This window comes from Haloferax litoreum (assembly GCF_009674605.1).
GTDB classification, from domain to species: Archaea; Halobacteriota; Halobacteria; order Halobacteriales; family Haloferacaceae; genus Haloferax; species Haloferax litoreum.
In genome coordinates, this window is sequence record NZ_WKJO01000001.1 from 2289813 (window position 1) to 2308269 (window position 18457).

Annotated in this window: 15 protein-coding genes; 5 read left to right on the plus strand and 10 right to left on the minus strand. The window is 64.2% G+C overall.

The window, feature by feature from the left end; translation table 11 throughout:
• Positions 1-6 precede the first annotated feature (6 nt).
• From GJR96_RS11820 to GJR96_RS11860, 9 genes are all read right to left on the minus strand, one after another.
• Entirely contained in the window at positions 7-225 is a 219-nt protein-coding gene (locus GJR96_RS11820; RefSeq protein ID WP_151163101.1) for a hypothetical protein, read from the minus strand.
• A gap of 42 nt (positions 226-267) precedes the next feature.
• Positions 268-435, minus strand: coding sequence for a hypothetical protein (locus tag GJR96_RS11825; RefSeq protein WP_154326227.1), 168 nt, complete (start codon positions 433-435; stop codon positions 268-270).
• Between the two features lie 122 nt (positions 436-557).
• On the minus strand, positions 558-1109 hold the full coding sequence (locus GJR96_RS11830) for a fasciclin domain-containing protein (RefSeq protein ID WP_154326228.1): 552 nt from the start codon (positions 1107-1109) through the stop codon (positions 558-560).
• An 83-nt stretch (positions 1110-1192) separates the two neighbouring features.
• The gene (locus GJR96_RS11835; RefSeq protein WP_151163102.1) at positions 1193-3481 is read right to left on the minus strand and encodes a DUF7846 domain-containing protein; all 2289 of its coding nucleotides are present in this window, start codon (positions 3479-3481) and stop codon (positions 1193-1195) included.
• Positions 3482-3483: 2 nt separating this feature from the next.
• A complete protein-coding gene (locus GJR96_RS11840) occupies positions 3484-4641 on the minus strand; it encodes an ABC transporter ATP-binding protein (RefSeq protein ID WP_151163103.1) in 1158 nt (385 codons plus the stop codon).
• Entirely contained in the window at positions 4631-6226 is a 1596-nt protein-coding gene (locus tag GJR96_RS11845) for an ABC transporter permease (RefSeq protein WP_151163104.1), read from the minus strand. Before GJR96_RS11845 ends, GJR96_RS11840 begins: the two co-directional genes overlap by 11 nt.
• Before the next feature lie 14 nt (positions 6227-6240).
• Positions 6241-7404: an iron ABC transporter substrate-binding protein gene (locus tag GJR96_RS11850; RefSeq protein ID WP_151163105.1), complete on the minus strand. Its 1164-nt coding sequence runs from the start codon at positions 7402-7404 to the stop codon at positions 6241-6243.
• Positions 7405-7478: 74 nt separating this feature from the next.
• Positions 7479-8636 carry an alpha-1 4-glucan-protein synthase gene (locus tag GJR96_RS11855; protein ID WP_151163106.1) on the minus strand — a complete coding sequence of 386 codons (1158 nt, stop codon included), beginning with the start codon at positions 8634-8636 and terminating at the stop codon, positions 7479-7481.
• 120 nt (positions 8637-8756) lie between these two features.
• A complete protein-coding gene (locus tag GJR96_RS11860) occupies positions 8757-11108 on the minus strand; it encodes a DEAD/DEAH box helicase (RefSeq protein ID WP_151163107.1) in 2352 nt (783 codons plus the stop codon).
• A gap of 92 nt (positions 11109-11200) precedes the next feature.
• Here GJR96_RS11860 and GJR96_RS11865 point away from each other — a divergent pair, with 92 nt between their 5' ends.
• From GJR96_RS11865 to GJR96_RS11885, 5 genes are all read left to right on the plus strand, one after another.
• Positions 11201-11626, plus strand: a complete 426-nt coding sequence (locus GJR96_RS11865; RefSeq protein WP_151163108.1) for a DCC1-like thiol-disulfide oxidoreductase family protein — start codon at positions 11201-11203, stop codon at positions 11624-11626.
• Between the two features lie 21 nt (positions 11627-11647).
• The gene (locus tag GJR96_RS11870) at positions 11648-12124 is read left to right on the plus strand and encodes a GIY-YIG nuclease family protein (RefSeq protein ID WP_151163109.1); all 477 of its coding nucleotides are present in this window, start codon (positions 11648-11650) and stop codon (positions 12122-12124) included.
• A 233-nt stretch (positions 12125-12357) separates the two neighbouring features.
• A complete protein-coding gene (locus GJR96_RS11875) occupies positions 12358-13149 on the plus strand; it encodes a helix-turn-helix transcriptional regulator (protein ID WP_151163110.1) in 792 nt (263 codons plus the stop codon).
• A 58-nt stretch (positions 13150-13207) separates the two neighbouring features.
• The gene (locus tag GJR96_RS11880) at positions 13208-14347 is read left to right on the plus strand and encodes a pyridoxal phosphate-dependent aminotransferase (protein ID WP_151163111.1); all 1140 of its coding nucleotides are present in this window, start codon (positions 13208-13210) and stop codon (positions 14345-14347) included.
• Positions 14348-14601: 254 nt separating this feature from the next.
• Positions 14602-15252, plus strand: coding sequence for a hypothetical protein (locus GJR96_RS11885; RefSeq protein WP_225317736.1), 651 nt, complete (start codon positions 14602-14604; stop codon positions 15250-15252).
• A 51-nt stretch (positions 15253-15303) separates the two neighbouring features.
• On the opposite strand, the gene GJR96_RS11890 is transcribed toward GJR96_RS11885, so the two are convergent.
• Positions 15304-18381 carry an FAD-binding and (Fe-S)-binding domain-containing protein gene (locus GJR96_RS11890; RefSeq protein WP_151163112.1) on the minus strand — a complete coding sequence of 1026 codons (3078 nt, stop codon included), beginning with the start codon at positions 18379-18381 and terminating at the stop codon, positions 15304-15306.
• Between the last annotated feature and the right edge of the window lie 76 nt (positions 18382-18457).

The window sequence follows — 18457 nt, forward strand, 5'->3', positions numbered from 1 at the left end:
GCGCTCTCAGGAGAATCTGTGTGCGTTCCGCTCGGTGAATTCGTCCATCAGCAACTCGATGCGGCGAAAGAGGACGAGAACGTTCGCGACGAGCAAGTACAGGAGCACAACGGGACCGAGGTCGAAGGAAACCCGCCATCGAACCACGAAGAAGAAGGTAAACCCGACGACTGAGACCAGACCACTTTCTCCGAGGTACAGAACGGCGTGGCGGAGGTAGCCCATACAAAATGATACTGGGTTGTCAATATTGAGTCTACTGCCCCGTCACTGCCGTCGTTCCATCACTCGACCGACCCAGAGCCCGAGTGCCACCGCCCCGACGAGAATCGGAATCGAGTACGCTGGACCTGACGGCGCGACGAAAAACAGCGATTCGGCGACGACGATTGCGACGAGTAGACCGAGAACTCGAGCGCGAGTGACTGTGCTCACGAACTCACCCCGAAGCCGTGTCTCCCCGTCGCGTTCACCTCAGCAGAGACGTACGGGAAACGCTTGGCTGTAGCGACTCGCTCGGGCAAGACGACGATTCAGAAAAGAGTGGGACTGGGGCACTACGGCTGGAGCACACCGTTTATGACGTGGATGACGCCGTTCGAGGCCACGAGGTCCGTGCCGACGATGTTCGCTTGCCCGTCGTTCAGTTCGGGTCCGTCGACGCCGATTTTCGCGCCGTTCAGCGTGGGCAGTTTCGACACGGGCAGGACTGACTGCGCTGTGCGCCGACCGGGGACGACGTGGTAGAGGAGGATGTTCACCACGTCAGCGAGAGTCAAGCCACCGGGAAGGTTTCCGCTTTCGATTGCGTCGAGGACATCATCTTCGTCCAGGTCGTCCTCGGCGAGTTCGCTAAACAGGGTAACGAACGAATCGTCAGTCGGCGCGAACACCGTTAGCTGTCGGTTGCCGCTGAGTGCGCCGTCGAGTTCGGCGGCGACGACTGCCGCGACGAGAATATCGAACCGGTCGTCACCTGACGCGATATTCACGATAGTGGGCCCGTCACGAGGTGGTTTCGCACTCGCCACACCCGCCCCGCCTGCGAGGAGAAGTCCTGCGCCACCAATCGTCTTCAGCACCGCCCGTCGGTCAGGATTGAACGTCATTACGTCTCTCTTGACGGTTCTTCGAATCATATCCGCAGTACCTGACTAGTTAGGAACGAACCGAACTGATGTGAGACGGGGTTTCAGACGACTGTTGCATTCGTCTCGACCGACACGCCCGGCAGGTACTCGCCGTCAGGGCCGACCCACTCGCCTTCGGTTCCGCAGTCGGTGGTCAGTCGGCAGACGCGCGTCTCCGGTGGCCAGACGACGCGAACGTCGCCACCCGACCGTTCGACGGAGACGGTCTGTCGATACGTCACCGTCTCTCCGAAGTCGCCGACGTAGGTCACGAGGAGTGCGACTTCGCTCGCACCGGAGGGTATCGAGACTCGCTCGGGACCGGCCGCCTGCGGGTAGTTCGTCACGCGGACACCGTCAGTCGTGATATCCCACTCGATGGTGTGGGTCTCGCCCATCGGAACGTCGTACCGCGCGTACTCGTCGCCCGCTTCGACGCGGACGGAGACGGTGTTGCTTCCGGCGGGCGTGCCGAGCGTCGTCGTCGCATCGACGCGGTCACCCGAGAGAACATCCAGACGGGTCAACTCCGGTTCGACGGGGTCCACTGCCCCGGTCCACGCTCCTCGATACGTAAAGCGGTACGGCGTCCGATTCGTCGCGTCCACGACGGTGAAGTCCTGTTCGGCACCGTCGTCGATGGCGTAGACGACAGGTCCGTCGAATCCGGGGTCGTTACGGAGGGTCTGGAACGGATGGGCCGACCAGTCGCCGTACGGGTCGGGGTGGAAGACGAGTGCCTTCGTCTCGTCGTTACCGTCGCTCGCTCCACCTGTCCCGACTGCCGGAACCGACGGCGTCAGCGGTGGGTCTTCGAACCCTGCGTCGAGGAGTGGTTCGTACGTCGCTGCGAGGTTCTCAGTTCGGAGGCGATTCTCGTCGTACGGGTCGCCTGCGGCATCGAGAGTGACGCCGCCGGCGACGAGTGCCGAGACGAGCAGGACGGAGAAAACGACGCCACGCGCCTCAGAAGCCGAAAATCGGCGGTGTGCGAGGCGTCGCAGGACGCGAGCGAATCCGAGGATTCCGGCCGCACCGAAGGCGGCGAGTGGGACGAGGGCGTCGAAGTGGTAGAACGGCCCGAGGAGGTCGATGAGGCCGTTTCGGAGGCCGTTGTGCGTCCCCCAGAAGAAGGCGTTGCCGACGAACACCGAGACGAAGACGCCGAGCAGAATCGCCGCCAGTGCGTCGTCGGACAACTCAGCGAACGCCCTCTTGCGTCCGCCGAGGCCGTGGTAGCGCCGCCTGTCACTTCCCCGAAGGCTTCGGCCGGTCCGGTGTCGCCACCATCGCTGGGCCGTGAGGCCGAGGCCGACGACGGCGGCGACGGTTCCGAGCCACCCCATCGGTCCCCAGCGAGTCACGAGCAACCGGAGTGCCTCGATAGCAGTTTGGACACCCAGCGTGGGCGTGAACACGATGTCGTAGCCGAGTATCGCTCGCCGACCGAACCCGATGCCGTCGAGAGGGGCGAAGGCGATGTACGGGAACCTGAGGGGGTCGCCGGTCACGACGGCGTTGTACGCGAGGGTCAGGCCGACGAAGGCGAGTCCGGGGAGAGCGATGGCGACGTAGCGGCGGAAGACGGGCCACCCGGTTCCGGCCTGCCACGCACTGGCGAGTGCCCACAGCGAGTGCGCGATGAACGGAAGCGCGAACAAGACGGCTGTGTACGGGCGTGCGAAGAACGCGAGGCCGACGAGTGCGCCGGCGACGACGGCGTACCCCGACGAGTCGCGTCGGGCGGCCCTGACGTAGCAGACGGCGAACGCGAGGTTGAGCATCGTCGCCGGTGCGTACGCGAGGAACGTCGCCGACGTGAGGAGAAACAGCGGCGAGAGGACGAGCAGGGCCGCGGCGACGACGCCAGTTTCGCGGTCGAATACGTCTGCGGTAAGCGTGTAGACGAGACCGGCGTTCGCGGCAGCGACAGCACCCAAGACGAGGTTCGGCAGACCGACAGCCAACCCGAGTGCGAACATCGCTGGGACCACGGGCGAGTACTTCGAGTACATCTGCACGCCGCCGGGTGCACTCGTCGTCGCTTCGACGACGAAGAACCACGGCCTGACCGCGTCGGCGAGCGCACCGGGGTAGAGGAACACCTTCCCGTCCAAGAGCATTGCTGCCTGTGTGAGGTAGACGCCTTCGTCGTCGTTGACCGAGTGGAAGGGAAAGAGGTCCACTGCGAGCCACGTCACGAAGAGACCGACGACGAGCGAGACGACGAGCGCGACTGCTCGATGGCGCGTTCGCTCGCGGTCGAAATCGAACGAGAAGGGGTGGTCGAAACTGACGTCGAAGCCCAAATCGAGGTCGATGTCTGGAATACGGGACCCGCGCCGACCCATCCTCAGTCCGAGTAGAGACCGGTCTCAGGGCGCTGTTCGCGCGGGAACCACGCGAGTTCGTGGCCCGCGTCGAGGGTCACTTCGACGCGGCCGTCGGTCGGGACCGTCTCGTCGTGGTTGTGCATACACAGCAGGTTGTCGCCGCCGTCGAGGGCGACTTCGTAGAGAATCGTCGGTCCGAGGTAGCGCTTGCCGACGACTTCTCCGTGGCCCGCACCGTCGCAGGCGTGGGCGGACACGTCGTCCGGGCGGACGAGGATGTCGATGTCCGTCTCGTCGTACTCCGGGGCGAGGCCGTGAATCTGGTCGCGAGCGACCGGGCCGAGTTCGGTCTCGACCACGCCGCCGGAGATGCGACCGGGGAGGAAGCCAGCGTAGCCGAGGAAGCCGGCGACGAACCGCGACTCGGGGTGCTGGAAGACCTGTTCGGGTTCGCCAATCTGTTCGAGGTCACCGTCGTTCATCACGGCGACGCGGTCCGAGATGGACATCGCCTCTTCCTGGTCGTGCGTGACGGAGATAGCCGTCACCCCCGCTTCCTTGAGGATACGACGGACTTCTTCGCGCATCTGGACGCGGAGGTCGACGTCGAGGTTCGAGAAGGGTTCGTCGAGGAGCAAAATCGCGGGTTCGGGCGCGAGCGACCGGGCGAGGGCGACACGCTGCTGTTGGCCGCCGGAGAGTTCGTCCGGGTAGCTTCCGCCCTGCGCTTCGAGGCCCACGAGGTCGAGCAGTTCCTCGACACGGGCGTCACGCTCGGTCTCGCTCAGGTCCTTCAGGCCGAAGGCGATGTTCTCCGCGGCGGTGAGGTGCGGGAACAGCGCGAACTCTTGGAACACGACGCCGACACCTCGCTCTTCGGGTGCGACGAACGAACCGTTGCCCGACACGGGACTGCCGTTCAGGCGAATCTCGCCGCCGTTGGGCCGGTCGAGGCCCGCGATGAGGCGCAATGTCGTGGTCTTGCCGCACCCGGACGGACCGAGGAGTGTGAGAAGTTCGCCCTCTTCGACGGCGAGCGAGAGGTCTTCGATGACCGTCTCTGTCCCGTAGGACTTCGCGACGCCGTCCAGTTCGAGGACGGCACTGGTGTCGGTGTCTGTGTGCGACATCTGTTGGGTGTCGGAGTGTTCGGTGGTCGAAAGTGTACTATTTGACATCGTATCCCTCTTGCGTGATGATGACGAGCATCGAGAGCCCGGAGACGAACAGCAGGATGAGTGCGGGCACAGCGGCCTGCCCGAAGTAGCCTGCCGCGTAGGCCGTCCAGATGTGCGTCACGAGCGTCTTGAACCCCGCAGGACGCAGGAGGAGCGTCGCCGGGAGTTCTTTCATGGTGGTCAGGAAGACCAGCGCCGCGCCTCCGAGGAGGCCGGGCGCGACGAGGGGGAGCGTCACGTGACGGAACGCTCCCGACGGCGTCTCTCCGAGCGTCCGCGCCGCCTCCGGCAGTGCGGGGTCGACGCGAAGGAACGACGCGCGGAGCGACCCGACCGCTTGCGGGAGGAAGCGAATGACGTAGGCGAAGACGAGGAGATAGAGCGTCTGGTAGATGGGCGTCGCGTAGGAACTGCCGAAGAAGACCAGCGCGAGGCCGAGGACGACGCCGGGAACCGCATAGCCGACGTAGGTGGCGCGCTCGAACACCGAACTCACCCGAGATGGGTGGCGTGCGGCGAGGTACGCGACGGGGAGGCCCACCAGCGTCGCCGCGCCCGCCGTCGCAGCAGCGACGAGAACGGAGTTGAACGCGTATTCCGGTTGGAACGCGAGCGACTGACTCGTCTCGGCGACACCCTGTGCGAACCACGTGAGCAGGATGCCCAGCGGGACGACGAGCGCAACCGCCGCGACGAGGGCGGCGAACCCGATTGCCGGATACTTCCAGCGACCGAGGCGCATCACGCTGCCCGACCGGCCGCCTGTCGTCGTCCGCTCGTCGCCACGAATCTGCGATTCGAGCGTGAGGATGAGGAGCGTCACAGCGACGAGTTGCAGCGACAGGAGCGTCGCAGTGTCGCGGCCGAACGACCCGAACTCCACGTAGATGACGCGGGTGAACGCGTCGAACTTCATGATGGCGGGCGTCCCGAAGTCCGAGAGTGCGTAGAGTGCCGCGAGGAGCGCTCCGGCGGCGACTGCGGGCCGAATCTGCGGGATGGTGACCCGCTTGAATGCCTCTCCACGGGTGTGGTTCAGCGTCCGCGCGGCGTCGATGAGCGTGGTGTCCATCGACTTCAGCGCGGCCCGGGTGGTGATGAACACGTACGGGTACGTGTAGAGCGTCAACACTAAAACGGCTCCGGGAAGCCCGTAGATTTCGGGGAGCGATTCGACCCCGAACGGTTCGAGCAGGCGCTGGAAGACGCCTTGCGGACCGAACGCCGACACGAACGCGAACGCGCCGATGTAACTCGGGATGACGAGTGGGAGCGCGATGACGATAGTCCAGAAGCGCTTGAACGGCAGGTCGGTCCGGACGGTGAGATACGCCAGTGGGACGCCGAGTGCGACACACGCCGCCGTCACGAGGACGACGAGGACCGTACTGTTCAGGAAGACTTCGACTGTCGTCGGTCGGGTGACGAGCGCAAGTGCGTCCGAGAACCCGACGTCGAGCGCCGATTTGACCAGCCACAACAGCGGGACGATGACGGCGGCAGCGACAGCACCGCTCGCGATAGTCAGACCGAGCGGTTGCTCGTCTTCGCCGTCGCCGGTCTGCGTCTGCTGTTCGGTGGCCATCGTCTTGTCTTACCTCAGAGCACGCCCACCTCACGCAAGAGTCGCACGGTTCCCTCCAGGTCCGACAGTTGGGTCAAATCCAGCCCTTCTGGTGGGCTGAGTTCGTCGATACTCGGGAGTTCGCCGATTGGGTCCACGCCCGAGACGAGCGGGTACTCGAACGTCGTCCGCGCGAAGTAGTCCTGTGCTTCCGCGGAGAGCAGGTGGCGAACGAAGTTCGCACCGAGGTCCGCGTCGTCAGCGGTGTCGAGGACGAGTGCACCGGCGACGTTGAAGATAGACCCGGCGTCGCCGGAGGTGAAGGCGGTCCCGAGCGGGGCGTCTGGTCGCCCGGCGAGGATACGCTGGATGTAGTAGTGGTTCGCAAAGCCCGCACCGATTTCGCCGTCGGCGACGGCCTGCGAGACGAGGAACTCGTCGTTGAACTCGGTGACACCGAGGTCCTGCATCCCCTGGAGCCACTCCTTCGTCGCGTCGTCACCTTCGAGGACGCGCATCGCGGTGATGAACGCCTGGAACGACGAGTACGTGGGTGCCCACCCGATGTTGTCACGGAACGCTTCCGTCTCCGGGAACGCCATGATGTCGTCGGGAATGTCCGAGTCGTCGAACTGGTCGGTGTTGAACGGGACGGTCCGCGCGCGACCCGAGGTGCCGGTCCACTGGCCGTCTGGGTCGTGGAACTCGTCGCGGACGAGGTCCAGCACGTCGGTCGGAAGCGACTGCGTCCGGCCTTCGTCTTTCAGGGCACCGAGGGACCCCGCGTTCACGGAGAAGAACACGTCTGCGGGGCTGTTTTCGCCTTCCGTCAGAATCTGGTTGACGAGTTCGGTCGCGGAGTTGTACCGCGGGCGGACGGTGAAGTCGTCGTAGTAGTCTTCGAAGAACGAGATGAGTTCACCGACGAGTGCCTCGCCGCGCCCGGAGTAGAGCGTCAGTTCGCCCGAGAGGTCGGGCATCTCCGCTATCGAGACACCGCCAGTAATCTCGCGGTCGCCGAAGGGTGAGCGACCAGACCCGATTTGCTGGACAGAGTCGCCACCGCTGGTGTCGGTCTCCGTCTCGCTTTCGCCGCCGAGCCCGGTACAACCGGCGAGAGAGCCGAGACCGACTGCCGCCGCCGCCGTGATGAACCGGCGACGACCGTGGCCGCGAAGCTCCCGGTCGTGGTCTTGCATACATAGATTTAGGTCGCCCTAAATCATTTATATCTACCGGTTCAGCGGGCGACGAAGGACCGAAAAAGCAGGAGTCAGTCGTCCGCCGGGGCGGCGGCGCGGGGTGCTGCGAGGTGGTCCAGACAGTCCAGCCACGATTGCATATGCGCTCCGACGTAGTTGAAGAACTCGCCGTTTCGATAGTCGGACCAGTCGCCGTCGGCGAGTTCGTCGGCCATCGCTTGGAACACGCCGGCGTAGGAGTCGGCGTCACCGCCCACGGTGTCGACGATTTCCCAGAGGTGTTCGTTGAGTTCGAGACCCGGAACCTCGTTGTTCAGGTCGTCGAACGTCGGGCGCGCGGCCTTGTTGTGCTCACAGAGCGGATAGCCGGTGAGGATGTCCTTTTCGAGCACGTCGGCGGCCCGCTTGAGGAAGACGCCCGACCAGATGTCGTCGAACCGGCCGACTTCCCACTCGTTGTCGTCCATCGGCAACTGGTAGAACGCCGGGATGACTTCTCGCTCGAACGCGAGGTTCATCGAACAGACGGTGAGGTACTGGCCGGGTTCGGCGACGAAGTCGCCATCGAAGTCGCCGAAGTCGGTTCGGGTCTGTGCTTGTCCCTGCAGGTCGCCGTCCATCAGGATACGGACGGCGTCGAGGTCGGGGACGTTGGTCCACAGGCCCTGCGAGGCGACCACGTCTCGGAGTTCGCGGGTGTCGGTTTCGACTGTCTCGCCCATCGCCGAGTAGGGGTACCCGCGGGGGTACAGACCGTGTTCGTCGGCGTTCTGGTAGAGGACGTTCACCCACTGTTCGTCGCTCGAAACGGACTCCACCTCGTCGGTTCGGTGGAGGTTGTCCATGTGTCGGCCGAAGAAGTCCCACTCGTCGTGCGGAAGCGTGTCGTCGTCGATGAAGACGCCGTAGTCGAACTCGGGGTGTGCCCACATGTAGAGCAGGCCGAAACTCGTCTGGGCGTGACTCGCCGCGGGGACGAGGTGCGAGAACTCCTCGATTTCGTGCTCGTCGTACCACTCGTGCCGGGCCGTCTCGTCGAAGACAGCGCCGTCGACGCCCTCGTCGTCGAGCATCGCCGCCATCCCCTCGGTGTCACAGAAGTCCTCGGTCACGAGGAGGACGAACAGACGGTCGAGGTCGAAGTCGTGTGCGCGGGCGTTGTCGAAGTAAGACCGCATGCACTCGTACTCACGGATGGTGGGTACGACGACGCAGATGTCCGGTTCCATCGTCTGTATGAATTTAGGCCGACCAAAAATAGCTGTTGGTCCGCGACAGAACGCATCAAGCAGCCAATAACTTCGAGACGTGTTGGGCCTCACTGCTGAACGTTCTGGGCCTCGCCGGAGTCATTCTTGGGCCCCTGTCAACGACTCCAGCAACGTCACCGCCGTGTCTTTCGACAGTGGGTCGTTCGCGTTTCCGCACTGCGGTGACTGGACGCACGATGGACACCCGTCGTCGCAGTCGCAGTCGTGGATGAGCGCTGCTGTCTGTCGCATCAGACGTTCCACGATGTCGTATCCGGCGCGGGTCAACCCGACGCCACCGGGATGCCCGTCGTAGATGAAGATGGTCGATTGCTCGGTGTGTGGGTGATACGGCGTCGAGAGGCCGCCGATGTCGCCGCGGTCACACAGGAGCGTCAGCGGGAAGAGCGAAATCATCCCGTGTTCGGCGGCGTGGATACCGCCGTTGAACCCGTAGTCGCTGCCTTTCTCGTGGCCGCGACGCATCTCGCGCATCTCCGACTCGACGTCGCCGGGGACGGTGAAGTACAGCGCTTTCGTCCGCAGACTCGTCTCTGGCAGGTCCAGCAACTGTTGGCCGAGCGTCGTCCCGCGCTTCGGGTCGCGACGCTCGAACCCCGTAATCTGCTTTCGCATCGTCACCTCGGCGAACCTGACTTCCACGTCGGGGCGTGCAGACAGCGGTTTCGAGAGGATGTCCCGTTCGACGGTGATGTGTTTGTCGTGGAGGACGCGGGTGTAGTAATCTGCCCACGTCGGTTGCAGACGGGCCACGTCGCGGTCCAAATCGAGGTCCGCGACTTCGTACGTCTGGCCCTGATGGTGATACACTGCGCCGGGGTGAGCGTCGCGGAGGGCGTCGTCGAAGGCGAGTTTCGCGATGGTCTCGTTGTTCCGTGAGTCCATCAACTGAACCTCTCTGTCGGTGATGGTTCGGAGACTCATGGTGTGCTGCGGACTATTGTCGCCGTCGTGGGTCCAGCGGATTCCGTCGTTCGTCTCCCGGCGGGCCAGCGTTCCCGCGTCTTCGAGGTCTGAGACGACACTCGGGAACGTCTGTCCGAAGTAGGTGTCGTCTGCTGCTGAGAGCCAATTTTCGGCCGCCGCGCACGCGACGTGACTCGGGAGCAGATGGTCGTTTTCGGGGTCCGACACCGCCCGTTCCGGGTCGCCGTCGAAGAACTCCGCGGGGTGTGTCATCAGGTACTGGTCGAGTTGGTCCTCGCCGCCGACGAGGACGACAAGCGCGGGTCTATCGCCCCTGCCTGCACGCCCTGCCTGTTGCCACGCGGACATCCGCGTGCCCGGATAGCCGTCGATGAGGACCACGTCGAGGCCGCCGACGTCGACACCGAGTTCGAGCGCGTTGGTGCTCCAGACACCGCTGATGTCGCCGTCGTGGAGGCCTGCTTCTATCTCTCGCCGCCGGTCGTGCGTGAGGGCGGCCTGATAGGCGGCGACTGCGCCTGCCAGTCCGTGTTCGCCCCGCTTTCGCAGGTCGCTCGCACTCTCCGAGGCGTAGCGTTCGGCGGCCTGCCGGGCACGGGTGAACGCGAGCGTCTGATGGCCGCGGGCAACGAGGTCCACGAACAGGTTCTTCGTCTCGACGTGGCCGGACCGTCTGCGTCCTGACCCGCCCGCGTCGGGGTTCTCGTACTCGGGGGGATTCCAGAGCACCCAGTGCGTCTCGCCGGTGCCACTCGTGTCCTCGTCGACGAGTGCGAACGAGGTTTCGTCTTCCCCAGTGATTCGGGCGGCGTGTTCGACCGGATTGCCGATGGTCGCCGAACAGCAGACGAACTGCGGGTCGGACCCGAATCGTTCGCAGACGCGTTTGAGTCGGCGCAGTAAGAGTGCCACGTGGCTTCCGAAGACGCCGCGGTAACCGTGAACCTCGTCGATGACGACCGTCTCCAGTGACGAGAAGAACCACTCCCACAGGCGGTGTGCGTGCGGGAGCAGTGCGTAGTGGAGCATGTCGGGATTCGACAGGAGGACCGTCGGCCGCCGTTTTCGAACGTCGCGCTTCTCGGATTTCGACAGACGACCGGTGTACTGGTCGACCGAGACGCGACTCCCGAAGCCTAAGCCGTGTGCGAGGTCCGAGAGCGTGTCGAGTTGGTCGGCGACGAGGGCGTTCTGCGGGCCGAGGTAGAGCGTTCGACCGCCGTGGTCCATCGCTCGTTCGAACGCGGGAACCGTGTACGCCAGACTCTTTCCGCTCGCGGTCCGCGTGGCGAGGACCACGTTCTCGCCGTCGCGGACTGCTTCGACTGCCTGTGCCTGATGTCGGTAGAGACGGTCGATACCACGGTCCGAGAGCGCCGACGCCAACCGAGGTTCGAGGTCGATGTCGGCGAACGCGGGGTCCCGCGCGTCGAACTGGCGGTGTGCCCGAATCTGCCCCTCGTAGTACGGGCGGTTCCCAAGCCACTCGATGAGGTCGTCCACACGCCCTCTGCGGACTTCGGGACCCTAACGCTGTCGCCGGGGGCAGTCAACCCGCCGTGTACCTTTTGTCCGTCGCGTCCCGACAGAATCGTATGGACGTGGACGCCGTGCTCATCTACGACGGTGAGTGCCCCTATTGCTCCGTGGCCGCGACTGCGCTGAAACGTCTCGACGACGTGGAAGCAATCTCGTGGTACGACGACGCCGCGCAAGCGTTCCTCGCCGACCAGTTCGACGAGGTTCCCTTCGCGATGGTCCTCGCAGACCGGCGAGAAGAACGTGTGTACGCGGGTCGCGCCGCCGCGAAGGAACTCGCCGACAGGGCTGGTATGCCCGGCCTCGTCGGCAGTCTCGTCCGCGACAACTACGAGACGATTGCCCGTGTCGTCGGCGTCGCGAGTGGTCGTGGCCGCGACGCGGACGACGTTCACAGTCGCTACCGTATGCAACCCGAAGCACTCGCTCGCTTCGATGCACTCGTCGAACACGCTGAACCGCGCCCCGCCGGACTTTCGTAGTCCTCACAGCAACCCTCACTCGTGACCGTCTACTCGCTCGAACCCGACGTCCTCGCCACCGGCGACGACCCACTCGAACTCGACACGGAAGCACCGCGCGGAACCTACGCACTGGTTTTCGCGGTTCCCGAGACGACTATCGAGGTCGGTGCCCTCGGCGACTGTCAGTTCGACGCTGGCGGATACGTCTACGTCGGAAGCGCGTTCGGAACGGGAGGCCTCCGCCGCGTCCTCAGGCACCGACGCGTCGCCTCTGGAGAACACGACGCCCGCCACTGGCACGTCGATTATCTCGGTGGCACCCCCGACGTCGAACTCGCGCACGTGGTCTGTGTGACCGAACAGAACGTCGAATGTGCCGTGTCGTCTGCACTCGATGCGTCGGCACTCGACGGGTTCGGTTCGTCCGACTGTGATTGCGATGCACACCTCGCAGTGTTCGAAAATACGGAGACGGCGACATCGCTCGCGGTAGCAGCGTTCGAAAGCAAAGTGTGAAGGGGGGTCCCACCCCCTTCGTCCGCCCGAACCGGACCGGGCACCCCGGTTGAGGCGGTTTAGCCGGTTGTCAGAGGCACCCCGGCACGTAGAGATACACAGTGAAGACACTTTACCTCACCTCTTGCGGATACCGTGCACGACTTGAATACTGCTATATAAACATTTTTATCATTTATATGCTTCCTCCCGCTGCACGAGTCATTTAAGTGTCATAACGGCAAACGACAGGCATGGTTGGGTTCGACCCCGGTGAGGTATTCGACGTACTCACGTCGCGTAGGGAGGTGCTCGTCTCGCTCTCCGAAGGCGGGAAGAAACCGGCCGACCTGACCACCGAACTCGGCGTCTCTCGGTCGACCATCGACCGGAGCATACGTGAACTCGAAGGCGTCGGTTTCGTCGACGTGGTCGACGGCGTCGCTCACACGACGCTCTCGGGCCGGATGGCGCTCAGCACGTACAATCGGTTCGTCGCGCAGTTGGACGATATCGGCGAGGCCGCCAGCGCACTCGAATCACTGCCACCCGATGCGCCCTTCGACTCGGTGATGCTCGATGGGTGCGACGTCGTCGTCGCGTCTGATTCGGACGGCGAACAACCGCTCGAGAGACTCACGTCGCTCCTCGAGGACGCAGTGTCGGTGAGAGGGTGTGTCGTCGCCGCGCTCCCATCCCAAGTCGAGGTGTACTATCGCCGCATCGTCGACGACGACGTCTCGGCCGAACTCGTCGCCACAGAAGACGTGGTAGAGCGACTCGTCACGGCGTATCGACCCCAACTCGTCGAACTCTGTGCGACGGACTCGTTCTCGCTTCGCTCGATAGCGTCGCTCCCGTACAGTCTCCTCGTGGTCGAACGGCCGACCGGACCGGTTGCTATCGTCGAAACCTACTCTTCCCGCACGCTCGTCGGCGTCGTCTCCAACGACAGACCAGACGCCGTCGCGTGGGCACGCTCACAAATCGACCGCTGGGCGGCGGCCTCTACGCCGCTTCCTTTCTCCACAGCGCGTGAAGAGTAGACCAGGCGCCGGCCTCGCAACCCCAACGACTTACGAGGGGCACATCGAAGGGGTTCCAATGACGACGTTTCCCGCGATTCCGTATCTAGAGTGGATTGTCGGGCGCGCCGACGAGGCGACGTTCGACCTCGCGACGAGTGACCTCCGCGTCGCAGCAGACGACGGCGGAGTCGTGCCGCCGATTCTCGCCGGCCTCCCCGACCCCGTGGACGAGACACTCGTGTCCCAACTCGCGGCCCGATACGATGTGCCGGAATCGTGGGTGCTCGTCACGGCGGGCGCGTCGAGTGCGAACTTCCTCGCGTCGTGCGCCTTACTCGACCATCCGGGCCACCCCGGCGAAGCAGACGACGACCGCGGAGACGACTCTGAAGACCATCCACGGCCACAGGTCCTCGTCGAGAAACCGGGGTATCAACCACTTGCTGCGGTTCCGGAGGCATTGGGTGCGCGCGTCGACCGATTCGTCCGCCCACCGGAGTACGACTACGACATCGAACCGCCCCGTATCGACGGTGCGAAATCGGATACGTTCACGTACGCCGTCGTCACGAACCGGCACAACCCATCGGGGAGACTCGCCTCGCGCGCCGAACTCGCCGAGTTGGCGCACGTCGTGGGCGACGCCGGCGGGTCGCTCCTCGTCGACGAGGTGTACGCCCCCTTCGTCGACCCCGCTCACGACGGCCCATTTGGTGGTGAAACTGCGGCGGGCCTGCCGAACGTCGTCACCACGGGGTCGTTGACGAAGTTCTACGGTCTCGGCGGCCTTCGAATCGGCTGGATAATCGCCGACCCGGAAGTCGTCGAACGCGCACGCTCGGCGTCACTGTACCTGCCGTCGGTGGCCGACCCCAGTCGGAAACTCGCCCGCCGCGCCCTCCACCACAGTGACCGCCTCGAATCGACCGCCCGTGAGCACTTCTCTGCGAACCACGAACGACTGGCGTCGTTCGTCGCAGACCGGTCGAACCTCTCGGGTCGTATCCACGCCGGCGGCACGTTCGCGTTCCTCTCGCACGACGACTACGACGGCGACGAGGTGGCCGACGCCGCGTGGGAACGCGGCGTTCTCGTCGTCCCCGGCCGGTTCTTCGGTGCACCAGCGGCGTTCCGAGTCGCACTCGGCGGCACGCCAGACGAGATGGCCGCCGCACTCGACGTGTTCGGCGAGGTTCTCGACGACCTAGCGAATTGAGATGGGTGGCCCGGTGGAAGTGGCCGCTGGACTGTCGGAAGTGGCCGAGACGGGACGGGCGGGACGTCACGAACCGACGAATTTCTCTGCTTCCAGACAATCGTGGGGCATAGGTCTCAGCACACGGGAATTTGCGTACTCGGCTAAGTAGTTTCTTCGCATCGATTCAGGTAGTGGTGAACACCGTGTCAGTCCCATCTACAGAACGACACCGAGCGGAACCGACCCCTGAACCGACCACAAAGACGTCGCGGATGCGACGCGTTCGACGACTTGCGGGTCTCGCACTCGTCGGCGCAGCGTACTGGACCGTCGTCAGACCCCGGATGTTGAACTGGGGTGCGACGCCGACTGAGGTCCGACGCCCCTTGGCCGGCGACGCCCTCCTCCCAGAACCAGACGGGGAGTCCACGATGGCTCTCACCATCGACGCGCCCCCGGAAGACATCTGGCCGTGGCTTCGGCAACTCGGACAGGGACGCGGCGGATTCTACAGTTACGAGTGGGCGGAGAATCTCGTCGGTCTCGACATCCACAACGCCGACGAAATCATCCCCGAGTACCAGGATATCGCCCTCGGCGACGAGGTTCGACTCGGCAATCCCGAGCGGTACCCCGACACCAAACTCGAAGTCGCCGCAATCAGTCCCGAGCGAGCCCTCGTCCTCCAGAGTCCAGAAGACCCGCCGTGGTGGGTCTGGTCGTTCGTCCTCGACCCGGTCACAGAGACGGAGACGCGCCTCGTCGTCCGGTCACGGATTAGCCTGCCAGACAACCCGGCGCTTCGCGTCGCCAGTCAGTTGGTACTCGACCCGGTGACGTTCATGATGACTCGCGGGATGTTGCTCGGAATCAAGTCGCGGGTCGAAGCACCCGTCCGCGAGGAACCGTTACTCGACGTGTGAAAAATCGGTGTGTGACGGTGTTTCGCTCGTCTATTCGGCGCTTCGGTGCGCTTACACCTCGATGGCGCGGGCGAGCATCTCGACTGGGTGTGGCGGTTCTTCGTCCACACCCATGTCTTCGAGTTGCGACCGGCAGGACGCGCCGGGAGCGACGACGACGTCGCCCGGACTGTCCGCAACCTGCCCTTCGAGGATGTTCCCAATCGCCTTCGACATCGAGTAGTGTTCGGCCTCGTACCCGAACGACCCGGACATGCCACAGCACGTCGAGTCGAGTGGGTCCACGTCGAACCCGGCGCGGCGGAGGACGCCCACCGCGTGGTGGTCCTTCTTCGTGGACTTCTGGTGACAGTGGCCGTGGTAGGTCAGGTAGTCGTTCTGCGGGAGGAACGAGAGCGACTCGTCCAGTCGGAACGTGTCGACGTACTCCATGACGCCGTAGGAGTTGGCCGCGACGGCCTCCACGTCGTCGCCGGAGAGTAAGTCGAGGTAGTCAGACTGGAACATTACCGCGTCCGAGGGTTCACAGAGGACGATGTCCCACCCCTCTTCGACGAAGGGTGCGAGTACCTCGACGTTCTGTTTCGCGTCGGCCCGCGCTTTGTCGAGGAAGCCCTTCGAGTGCGGCGGTCTGCCGGACCCGGCAACTCCCTCGGGGATGCGAACGTGGACGTTCGCCGCTTCGAGTGCCTCGACGGCCGCTTTCCCCACTTCGGGGTGGTTGTAGTTCGTGTAGGTATCGGGGAACAACAGCACCTTTCGGTCGGCCTGCGCTTCGGCGATTGCCGCCGACCCGCGCGACGTGAACCACCCCTCGAAGCTCTGTGAGTGGAATTTCGGCAGTGACCGCTCTTTGGCGATGCCGATGGTCTTCTCCATCACCCAGCGCGCGCCGGGAACCTTCGTCGCGGCGTTGCTGACCGGTGCGAACTTCGACCCGAGTTCGGACAGCGAGTCGATGTTGGCGAATATTCGGTCGCGGAGACTGGAGCCATTGCGCTGGTGGTACTCGTGCATCACCTCGGCTTTCATCTTCGCCATGTCGACTTCGCTCGGGCAGTCTTTCGAACACCCCTTACACCCGACACAGAGGTCCAGCACCTCGTGGACGAACTCGTCTTCGAACATCTCGTCTTCCGGGAGGCCACCGCTCATGGCCTGCCGAAGCATGTTCGCTCGCCCGCGAGTCGCCTGAATCTCCTCTTCGGCGGCGCGGAACGTCGGACACATGACGCCACCGACGGTGGACTGCTGGCCGCGACACCCAGCACACCCGTGACAGAGTTCGACCATGCCCTCGAATCCGTTGTCGTTGTCCCAGTTCAGCGTCGTCTCGAATCCGGCGTCGAAGTCGTAGTCCGGTGAGAACCGGAGGTTCTCGGTCAGGTCGTAGTCGCCGCAGATGTTCCCCGGATTGAGCAACCAGTCGGGGTCGAACTCGCTCTTCAGGTCGCGGAAGACGTTCCAGAGGTGGTCCCCGTACAGTTTCCGGTTCCACTGGGTTCGTGCCCTGCCATCGCCGTGTTCGCCGGAGACGGACCCGCCGTACTTGACGACGAGGTCCGTCACTTCGTCGGCGATTTCTTCGAACGTCTCGACGCCTTCGACCGTCTTCGTGTTGACGAGAGGTCGAATGTGGAGGACGCCCGGCCCCGCGTGTGCGTAGTAGGACGCGAAGGTGTCGTGTTCGTCGAGGATATCCTGGAAGTCGGAGACGTAGTCCGGGAGGTTCTCCGCCGGGATAGCGGTGTCTTCGATGTACGCGATGTGTTTCTCGTCGGTCGTCCGCGAGAGGAGAATCGGGAGGCCCGACTTACGCATCTTCCAGAACTTCGCGCGGGTGTCGGCGTCGTGCGCCTCCATGAAGTCGGTCGCGCGACGGTCTTTGGTGGTCACCGAGGCGGACCCGCCGTTGGGTTCGAACGCAGTCCCGTCGGGGTCGATGACCCTGTCTTCGATGAGGTCTGCGACCTTCTGCTTGCCTGCTTCGTCGGAGTCGGCGTAGAACTCGACGAGGAGTGTCGAATCCGTGCCCTCGGGAAGCATCCCGACCACGTCGGCGAATTCGGCCGTGTCACGCGCCAAGTCGAGAAGCACGTCGTCCATGACCTCGACCGCCGCGGGTTCGTGTTCGAGGATGGGTGCCACGTCGTGCATCGCGTCGATGACGTCGTCGTACGTGAGGAGTGCGACGGACGCCGTCTCTGGGATGGGTTCGAGCGAGACAGTCGCCTTCGTGACGAGTGCCAGCGTCCCTTCGCTCCCGGCGATGAGACGGCCGAGGTTGACGGTGCCCGCGTCCCACTCGTCGTCGATGCCGGTGTCGTCGGGGGTCCGACGCTCACCGCGCATCTCGTCGACGAGCATGTCGAGGTTGTACCCCGAGACGTTGCGCTTCAGGTCTGGGTAGCGCTCGGAAATCTCGTCTGCCTCGTCGTCGAGCACCTGTGCGACTTTCGCGTAGATTCGCTGTTCGAGCGAGCCCTGGGGGTCGCCCTTCTCCCGGAGTTCGTCGACGCTCATCTCACCGAACGTCGTCACCGTGCCATCCGCGAGGACGACTTCGAGTTCTTCGATGTAGTAGTCGGTTTTGCCGTACTTCAGCGAGTGCGCCCCAGTCGAGTTGTTGCCGATTGCGCCGCCGAGGGCGGAGCGGTCACCCCACGCCGGGTCGGGAGCGAACTTCAGGCCGTGCGGGGCCAACTGTTCGTTGAGTTCACCGAGTCGAACGCCAACTTCGGCAGTCGCCGTCCGCGTGTCGGGGTCGACATCTGTGACCTCGCCCATGTGTCGGACGAAGTCGAGGACGACAGCCTCGTTGACCGTCTGGCCTGCGAGACTCGTGCCACCGCCTCGCGGGAGGACGGGTATCTCGCGCTCGGCGCAGTACTCCATCACCGCCGCCACGTCTGCCGTCGACTTCGGCATGACGACGCCGATGGGCATCTTCTCGTACGCCGAGGCGTCCGTGGCGTACAGCGTTCTTGTGTAGGTGTCGAATCGCACGTCGCCCTCGACGATGGATTCGAGGTCTTCGACCAGCCCTGGCCGCTCTACGTCGTCGTTGACGTAGTCGTAGTTACCCTCCAGTGAGGGGTCGGCGGCCGCTTCGTGCGTGTTAGATGCCATTGATTGGTCTCTCTAGTAGTGGATTTGTGTGAAACAATAAAGACACCCGGAAGAGGGTGTGTGTATTTTCATTCGT

Coding starts and splice junctions, on each gene's coding strand:
- GJR96_RS11820 (WP_151163101.1), bottom strand. CDS start 225: ATGGGCTACCTCCGCCACGCCGTTCTGTACCTCGGAGAAAGTGGTCTG.
- GJR96_RS11830 (WP_154326228.1), bottom strand. CDS start 1,109: ATGACGTTCAATCCTGACCGACGGGCGGTGCTGAAGACGATTGGTGGC.
- GJR96_RS11835 (WP_151163102.1), bottom strand. CDS start 3,481: ATGGGTCGGCGCGGGTCCCGTATTCCAGACATCGACCTCGATTTGGGC.
- GJR96_RS11840 (WP_151163103.1), bottom strand. CDS start 4,641: ATGTCAAATAGTACACTTTCGACCACCGAACACTCCGACACCCAACAG.
- GJR96_RS11845 (WP_151163104.1), bottom strand. CDS start 6,226: ATGGCCACCGAACAGCAGACGCAGACCGGCGACGGCGAAGACGAGCAA.
- GJR96_RS11850 (WP_151163105.1), bottom strand. CDS start 7,404: ATGCAAGACCACGACCGGGAGCTTCGCGGCCACGGTCGTCGCCGGTTC.
- GJR96_RS11855 (WP_151163106.1), bottom strand. CDS start 8,636: ATGGAACCGGACATCTGCGTCGTCGTACCCACCATCCGTGAGTACGAG.
- GJR96_RS11865 (WP_151163108.1), top strand. CDS start 11,201: ATGGACGTGGACGCCGTGCTCATCTACGACGGTGAGTGCCCCTATTGC.
- GJR96_RS11875 (WP_151163110.1), top strand. CDS start 12,358: ATGGTTGGGTTCGACCCCGGTGAGGTATTCGACGTACTCACGTCGCGT.
- GJR96_RS11880 (WP_151163111.1), top strand. CDS start 13,208: ATGACGACGTTTCCCGCGATTCCGTATCTAGAGTGGATTGTCGGGCGC.
- GJR96_RS11885 (WP_225317736.1), top strand. CDS start 14,602: ATGCGACGCGTTCGACGACTTGCGGGTCTCGCACTCGTCGGCGCAGCG.
- GJR96_RS11890 (WP_151163112.1), bottom strand. CDS start 18,381: ATGGCATCTAACACGCACGAAGCGGCCGCCGACCCCTCACTGGAGGGT.